The organism is Demequina sp., assembly GCF_024642165.1.
Taxonomy (GTDB): Bacteria; Actinomycetota; Actinomycetes; order Actinomycetales; family Demequinaceae; genus Demequina.
In genome coordinates, this window is sequence record NZ_JAHEBP010000019.1 from 1 (window position 1) to 6,970 (window position 6,970).

At 72.3% G+C, this 6,970-nt stretch carries 10 protein-coding genes; 7 read left to right on the forward strand and 3 right to left on the reverse strand.

Annotated features, from left to right (window positions below):
• Nucleotides 1-310, forward strand: a 310-nt coding sequence (locus Q0L54_RS03140; RefSeq protein WP_296665447.1) for a 4Fe-4S single cluster domain-containing protein, incomplete at its 5' end; no start/stop codon positions are given.
• Here Q0L54_RS03140 and Q0L54_RS03145 read toward each other — a convergent pair.
• A complete protein-coding gene (locus Q0L54_RS03145; RefSeq protein WP_296665448.1) occupies nucleotides 307-1,260 on the reverse strand; it encodes a glutaminase in 954 nt (317 codons plus the stop codon). The two genes, Q0L54_RS03140 and Q0L54_RS03145, sit on opposite strands and share 4 nt — an antisense overlap.
• A gap of 76 nt (nucleotides 1,261-1,336) precedes the next feature.
• Between Q0L54_RS03145 and Q0L54_RS03150 the strand changes: the two genes are divergently transcribed.
• Nucleotides 1,337-1,954 carry a YitT family protein gene (locus Q0L54_RS03150; protein ID WP_296665449.1) on the forward strand — a complete coding sequence of 206 codons (618 nt, stop codon included), beginning with the start codon at nucleotides 1,337-1,339 and terminating at the stop codon, nucleotides 1,952-1,954.
• On the opposite strand, the gene Q0L54_RS03155 is transcribed toward Q0L54_RS03150, so the two are convergent.
• Nucleotides 1,942-2,442, reverse strand: a complete 501-nt coding sequence (locus Q0L54_RS03155) for a glutathione peroxidase (protein WP_296665450.1) — start codon at nucleotides 2,440-2,442, stop codon at nucleotides 1,942-1,944. The two genes, Q0L54_RS03150 and Q0L54_RS03155, sit on opposite strands and share 13 nt — an antisense overlap.
• A 103-nt stretch (nucleotides 2,443-2,545) precedes the next feature.
• On the opposite strand from Q0L54_RS03155, the gene Q0L54_RS03160 reads away from it, so the two are divergent.
• Both Q0L54_RS03160 and Q0L54_RS03165 read left to right on the forward strand, forming a co-directional pair.
• Entirely contained in the window at nucleotides 2,546-3,805 is a 1,260-nt protein-coding gene (locus Q0L54_RS03160; protein ID WP_296665451.1) for a DUF2254 family protein, read from the forward strand.
• Complete coding sequence (locus Q0L54_RS03165) at nucleotides 3,802-4,695, forward strand: NUDIX hydrolase (protein WP_296665452.1); 894 nt, start codon at nucleotides 3,802-3,804, stop codon at nucleotides 4,693-4,695. The genes Q0L54_RS03160 and Q0L54_RS03165 overlap by 4 nt, the downstream gene beginning before the upstream one ends.
• 6 nt (nucleotides 4,696-4,701) lie before the next feature.
• Here the strand turns inward: Q0L54_RS03165 and Q0L54_RS03170 are convergent, their stop codons facing one another.
• Nucleotides 4,702-5,322, reverse strand: coding sequence for an alpha/beta hydrolase-fold protein (locus Q0L54_RS03170; protein ID WP_296665453.1), 621 nt, complete (start codon nucleotides 5,320-5,322; stop codon nucleotides 4,702-4,704).
• 41 nt (nucleotides 5,323-5,363) lie between these two features.
• Between Q0L54_RS03170 and Q0L54_RS03175 the strand changes: the two genes are divergently transcribed.
• The 3 genes from Q0L54_RS03175 to Q0L54_RS03185 all read left to right on the forward strand — a co-directional run.
• On the forward strand, nucleotides 5,364-5,582 hold the full coding sequence (locus Q0L54_RS03175; protein ID WP_296665454.1) for a hypothetical protein: 219 nt from the start codon (nucleotides 5,364-5,366) through the stop codon (nucleotides 5,580-5,582).
• Between the two features lie 32 nt (nucleotides 5,583-5,614).
• Nucleotides 5,615-6,319: a purine-nucleoside phosphorylase gene (gene deoD, locus Q0L54_RS03180; protein WP_296665455.1), complete on the forward strand. Its 705-nt coding sequence runs from the start codon at nucleotides 5,615-5,617 to the stop codon at nucleotides 6,317-6,319.
• 50 nt (nucleotides 6,320-6,369) lie between these two features.
• Nucleotides 6,370-6,970 (forward strand): HAD family hydrolase (locus Q0L54_RS03185; RefSeq protein ID WP_296665456.1); only part of this gene is annotated, 601 nt, incomplete at its 3' end.

Below are 6,970 nucleotides of genomic sequence, written 5' to 3' on the forward strand. Positions count from 1 at the left end.
GCTGCTGGGAGGCGAGCCATTCCTCAACACCGGCACGTGCCTGTCGCTCGTACGGCGCGTACGCGCGGAGCTGCCCGGCAGGGATGTGTGGTGCTGGACGGGCTACACGTTCGAGGAGTTGAGGGACGGCGACGCGGACAAGCGTGAGCTGCTGGCGCACGTCGATGTGCTGGTCGACGGCCGCTACGAGCGCGGGCTGCGGGACCTGTCGCTCACGTTCCGCGGCAGCCGCAATCAGCGCGTACTCGACGTCGCGGCATCGCTGGACACCGGACGCGCGGTCGAGTGGGCGGGGCTCGCGACGGTCTAGTCGCCAGCGCGAAGCGCCGCGGCGAACGCCCGCGCCGCGGCCTGGGCGCGCACGGGGTTACCCTCGGTGTCCAGCGGCGGCGACCAGGCCGCGAACGCTCCCCAGCCGGGCGAGACCATGACGAGCCCGCCTGCGATCCCGCTCTTGGCCGGCAGCCCGGCGGCGGTCATCCAGGCCTCCGTGGCGGTGTACATCCCCGCCAGCGCCATGGCCTCCACCGCCAGGCCTGCGGCGCGCGGGCTCACCACCGTCGCGCCCGTGTCCGGGTCCGCGCCCTCGCCGGCGAGCACGGCACCCATGCGCGCGAGGTCGCGCACCGTGACCTCGACGCAGGACTGGTACGTGTAGAGGTGGAGCGCGTCCTCGAGCGCGCCGCCCAGGAGGCCGCGCTCGTGGAGCAGCGTCGCAAGCGCGCGATTGCGGTGGTTCGATGCGTGGATCGCGTCCACCATGGCGGCATCCGCCGTCAACTCGCGTCCGGCGAACGCGGAGAGCCCGTCGCGGATGGCCCTCTCGCCGGCGGCCGCGTCGCCGCCGCCCATCAGGCTCGCCACCGTGATCGCCCCGGGGTTGACCATGGGGTTGGTGCGCCCGCGCGGACCGTTCGTGATGGCCTCGGGGGAGTTGAAGGGGAGTCCCGTCGCGGCCATGCCGGTGAGGGACACCACCGCGTCCACGCCCAGCGCGTCGGCCGCGAGCGCGAGCACGAACGGCTTCGCGACGCTCATCAGGATGAAGGGGACCGCGGCGTCCCCGGCTGCCATCGGCGTCCCAGACAACCGATGCACGGCCGCGGCGAAGGCGTCAGGGGAGGCCTGCGCCAGCGTCGGGTAGACATCCGTGGTGCGCCCGCCGTGGGCGGCGAGCCCGGCATCGACCGAGGTCGAGAACGCCCCCGCCGTGTCGCTCGCAGCCCGCAACGTTCCCACCTCCGCGAGGAATCCTCTCACCGGGTGAAACCGGAAGGAAACTGAGACCTGGCATCATCGTGGGGCCACCGCATCGTCCGGCCGGAGGAGGACCACCGTGACCGTCATCGAGCCACCCCTCGACGTCAAGCGGCACTCGCTGCCCGAGGACGCGTTGGCGATCACCATCGGCGCGTTCCTGCTGTCCTGGGGCATCTACCTGCTGCACACGATCGACGGCGTCACCGGGGGCATCGCCGGCGTCGCCTTCCTCATCAGCTACCTGGGCGATTGGGCGATCGGCGCCGTCTTCTTCGTGGTCAACATCCCGTTCTACTACCTCGCGGTCAAGCGGATGGGCCGGCGGTTCACCGTCAAGACGATCGCGGCCGTCGCCCTGATCTCGCTGGGCGTGGGCGTGCACCCGCTCTACATCGACGTGAGCTCACTGTCCCCGATGTACGCCGCGATCTTCGCGGGCCTGGCGGTGGGCACCGGCATGCTCGTGCTGTTCCGCCACGGGGCCAGCGCGGGGGGCTTCGGGATCCTCGCTCAGTACCTGCAGTCCAAGCGGGGCTGGCGCGCGGGCTACGTCCAGGGCGCCCTGGACCTGCTGGTGGTGATCGGGTCGACGGCGCTGGTCGATCCCTGGATCCTGCTGTGCTCGATCGTGGGGGCCGTGGTGCTCAACCTGGTGATCGCGATCAATCACCGGCCGGGGCGCTACTTCGGCTGATGCGCCGACGTGCGCAGCGCCGCCCGGATGTCCTTCGCGAGGGCTGCCGGAGCGGTCGACGGCCTGAAGCGTGCGATCACGCGACCGTCCCGGCCCACCAGGAACTTGGTGAAGTTCCAGCGAACCGCGCCGCCCGTGAGCCCGCGCGTGCGCGACTTCAACCACACGAACAGGGGATGCGCGCCGCGCCCGTTGACGTCGACCTTGGCGAACATCGGGAAGGTGACCCCGTAGTTGACCGAGCAGAACTCGGCGATCGCGCCCTCGTCGAGCGGCTCCTGCCCCGCGAACTGGCCGCAGGGAAATCCGAGCACCACCAGCCCGTCTGCCCCGAACTCCCGGTACAGCGCCTCGAGGCCCTCGAACTGCGGGGTCAGGCCGCACTTGCTCGCCGTGTTCACCACCAGCACCACCTGGCCGGCGTACTCGGCCAGCGACTGCTCGGCGCCGTCGATACGGGTGGCGGAGAAATCGTGAAGCACGGGCATGTCGCCATTCTCGCATCGCGCGGGAGGCCGGCTCGCCACCGGCGCGGGTGGCGCGCGGCGGACGGCGCTGCGGGCAGGATGGGAAGTGACGCGGGGAGGCGGCATGAGTGAGGGTGGGTGGCGACTGACGCTGGCGCGGTTGACACGGCGCATCGGGTTCCGTCTCGCCGCGTTCTCGGCGGCGGCCGTGGCGCTCGCGCTGGTCGCGGGCATCTCGGGCACCCTGGTTCCCGAGGGCGTCCCTGCGGATCTGGGTCAGGGCTCGGTCCAGACCATCCTTGAGATCCTGGCCACGTCGATGCTCGCGGTGACCACGTTCTCGCTCACCGCGATGATCTCCGCCTACGCGTCGGCTGCCGCCGCCACCACCCCGCGCGCCATCCAGCTGCTCGTGGAGGACCGCACCTCGCAGAACGCGCTGTCCAGCTTCCTGGGCACGTTCGTGTTCTCGATCGTGGGGATCGCGGCGCTGTCCACCGAGTACTACGGCGAGCAGGGGCGGTTCGTGCTGTACGTCGGCACTCTCGTGGTCATCTCGATCGTGGTGGTCACGCTGCTCCGCTGGATTCAGCACCTGGTGCACTTCGGGCGCCTCCACGACGTGCTTGACCGCGTCGAGGACGCGGCGTCGGAGACCGTGCGCGCCAACGCCAGGCGGCCGCACCTGGGCGGCTCCGCTCCGGTGGACGTCCCCGCGGGGGCCCTGCGCATCGTCGCGGAATCCGCCGGATGCGTCACCGCGGTCGACGTGGACACGCTCGCACGCCAGGCCGAGCAGGACGGCCTGCGGGTGCATGTACGCGCGCTTCCGGGCGCCCCCATCGCGCTCGGGGACGCGCTTGCTCTGGTGGAGGGCGGCCCGGACATTCAGGCCCGGCAGGCGATTCGGCGGGCCTTCCTGGTCGAACGCCACCGGACCTACGAGCAGGACCCGCGCCTGGGCCTCGTGGCGTTGGCAGAGATCGGCAGCCGCGCGATGTCCTCCTCGGTGAACGACCCGGGCACCGCCATCGAGGCCCTCACCTCGATCGAACGCGTGCTGACCGTGGCCCTCACCACGAAGCCCGAGCGGGCGGACGATCGGTTCGCTCGCGTCCACGTGCCGGCGGTGCCTTTCCAGGACCTCATCGAGGACGCGTTGCGGCCCATCGCGCGCGACGGCGCGGCGCACGTCGAGGTGGGCCTGCGACTGCAGCGCGTGATCGCCGCACTCCTGTCCATCGCCGGCCCCGAGCACGCCGAGGTCCTGCGCGAGGCCTCCGTCCGTGCGGAGCGTCGCGCGCGCGCAGCACTCACCGACGAGGGCGACGCCGCGCTGCTCGTGGAGGCCGCCGGACGGACCCGGCGCGACGCGACGCCGTGAGCTTGCCTCCGCCGCTCCCGCCCCATCGCGACCCCGGCGATGCCTGGGTCGAGGCTCCCGACGGCTCCCGGTACTGGGGCAGGTTCGGCGCGGCCGGCCTGCTCGCGCACGACGAGGCGCGCGGCGTGCTGATGCAGCACCGTGCGGACTGGAGCCATCACGGCGGGACCTGGGGCATCCCCGGTGGTGCGCGCCACACCGCCGAGCACGCGATCGCCGGAGCGCTGCGCGAGTCCGCGGAGGAGGCCGGGGTGCCCGCGGCGGCCGTGCTGCCCCGCGCGCTCCACGTCCTCGACCGTCAGGTGTGGACCTACACCACCGTCGTGGCCTCGGTGCACGAACCCTTCGACCCGGTGGCCGGCGACGCCGAGAGCCTTGAGCTCGCGTGGATACCGGTCGACCGGGTCGAGCGCCTGCCGCTCCATCCCGGCTTCGCCGCGTCCTGGCCGATGCTGCGGGCCACCATCGGCGTGCGGCCCACGATCGTGGTGGACGCGGCCAACGTGGTGGGTTCCGTGCCGGACGGGTGGTGGAAGGACCGGGCGGGTGCCGCCTCGCGGCTGCTCGCGCGGCTGGCAGCGCTGGCCTCCGCGGGCGTGCCGGCCGCAGCGCTGGGACTGCCGTTGACGACGTGGCTCCCCGAGATCGTCGCCGTGACGGAGGGCCGCGCGCGGGCGGCGCCCGACGTCCCCGGCGTGCGCGTCATCAGGGCGCCGGGGGAGGGGGACGATGCGATCGCCGCCGAGGCCCGCGCCCGCGCCTCCCGCGGCGATCACGTGGTGGTGGTCACCGGCGACCGGGGCCTGCGCGCGCGGGTCGCGGGCTTCGCGGACACCCGCGGCGCGAACTGGATCCTTGAGCTCCTGGGGGACGAGCCCGCTCAGGCGTGATCGAGGTCAGAGCTGGGCGTCGAGGAATGCCCTGACGTCCTCCATCTCCTCCTCGCTCACCGAGTGCCCGAGCCCCTGGTAGATCCGCACCGTCGCGCTGGTGTGGCCCGCGACGAACGCGCGGGTGCGTTCCACCGCCTCCGGCCACACCACGGGATCGGCGGAACCGCGACCCCAGAAGACCGCGGGGCGCGCCGCGGCCAGCGCGGCGTCTCCCTCCTGCGCCGCATCTTGGACGAATCCCGCCAGGACGACGGGCGCCACGACGCGCTCGGGTCGCGTGCGTAGCAGTTGCAGCGCCATGAGCCCGCCCTGAGAGAAGCCGATGGGAACGATCCGAGCGTGGGCGGGCACGCCGGCCTCCACCCACGCCCAGACGGAGTCGGACGCAGCGGTGATCGCCGCATCGTCCATCACGCCGTCGGGGGAGAGGGGGAACCATGCCGCCGCGCCGTAGCCCATCTCGACGGGTCCGCGCAGCGACGCCCAGGGGAGGGTCGGGGGCAGCCAGCGGGCGAGCCCCGGAAGGTCGTTCTCCTGGGACCCGAAGCCGTGCAGCAGGAGCGCGACCGTGTCGAGCGACGATTCGGACCAGGCGGGGCACAGGATGGATCGCAGCGCAGTCACGTCGCCATTATCCCGCGCCACGGCGCGTACCATGCGGACCCATGACCGATCACAGCACCCCCGAGGGCGTCGACGACGCGCGACGCGTCGAGCGCGACCGGATCGTCGCGTACCTGGCCTTCCACGAACGCGGCGCACGCGCCAAGGCGGACGCCGCCACCACCGACGATTCGCGCGTCTACCAGACCACCATCGCCAACGCGATGAAGGCCATGGGCGAGGCAATCGCCGGCGAGTTCCACTGGAAGGCCGGCCCGTAGGACGGCTGGCGGGCGCGTGAGAGGCTGGTCGCATGCCCACGCCTCACATCCGCGCCGAGCGCGGCCAGATCGCCCGCCGAGTCATCATGCCCGGCGACCCGCGACGCGCGGAGCGCATCGCGCGCGACTACCTGGACGATGCGGTGCTCGTCACCGACGTGCGCGGCATCCTGGGGTTCACCGGGACGTGGGAGGGCCGTCCCGTGACGGCGATGGCCTCGGGGATGGGCGGCCCGTCGATCACCATCTACGCGACGGAGCTCGCGCGGGAGTACGGCGTCGAGCAGATCGTGCGCGTGGGCACCGCGGGCGCGATGCGCGCGGACGTGGCAGTGCGGGACGTGGTGATCGCCACCGGCGCCCACACCGATTCGTCCACGATGGCGAGCCGCATCCCCGGCGTGCATTTCAGCCACGTGGCGGACTTCTCCTTGGCGAGGGCGGCCGTCGCCGAGGCCGAGCGCCTGGCGGCGGAGGTCACGGTCCACGCGGGGCAGGTGTTCACCAGCGATCACTTCTACCTCGAGCGTCCGGCGCTGAGCGACGCGCTGGCCGCGCACGGCACGTTGGCGGTCGAGATGGAGGCGGCGGCCCTGTACGCGGTGGGCGCGGCCGAACGCATCCGCACCCTCGCCATCGTCACGATCTCCGACCACCTGTTGACGGGGGAGAGCATGACGGCCGAGGAGCGCGAGTCGCAGTTCGGGACCGCGGTCCGCGTCGCCCTGGCCCTGTAGAGGCCCGGCTACGCTGGTCGCTGATCCGCCCGCCATCGCCTGGAGCCTCCGTGACCCACCCCGACGCCTTCCACGTGCCCGATGGCCCGCACGATATCCGGTTGGTCGTGTGCGACATGGACGGCACGTTGCTCGACGGCGCCAAGCGGATCCCGGACGCGATCTGGCCGCTCGTGGATCGCATGATGGAGCGCGGCATCCAGTTCACGCCGGCGTCCGGGCGTCAGTACGCGACGCTGGCGCGGCAGTTTGAGCGGCTCGGCCGGGACCTCGTGGTCATCGCCGAGAACGGCGCGTACGTGCTGCGCGGCGGCGTCGAGGTGTCGTCGTCGACGATCCCGGCCGATGCGGTCGTTGAGATCGCGCGCGCCCTGAGGGCGCACGCGGCGGCCGGCTACGACGTGGGTGTGGTGGTCTGCGGCAAGCGCTCGGCGTACATCGAACGCACCGACGAGGCGTTCACCAGCCGCTGCTCGCCGTACTACGCCGCGCTCGAGACGGTCGAAGACCTCACCGAGGTTCATGACGACTTCCTCAAGGTGGCCGTCTACGACTTCGGCGACGCGGCCCACGACACGGCTCCCGCGCTCGAGCGCTTCCAGGCGGACCTCCAGGTGGTGGTGTCGGACCAGCACTGGATCGACATCATGG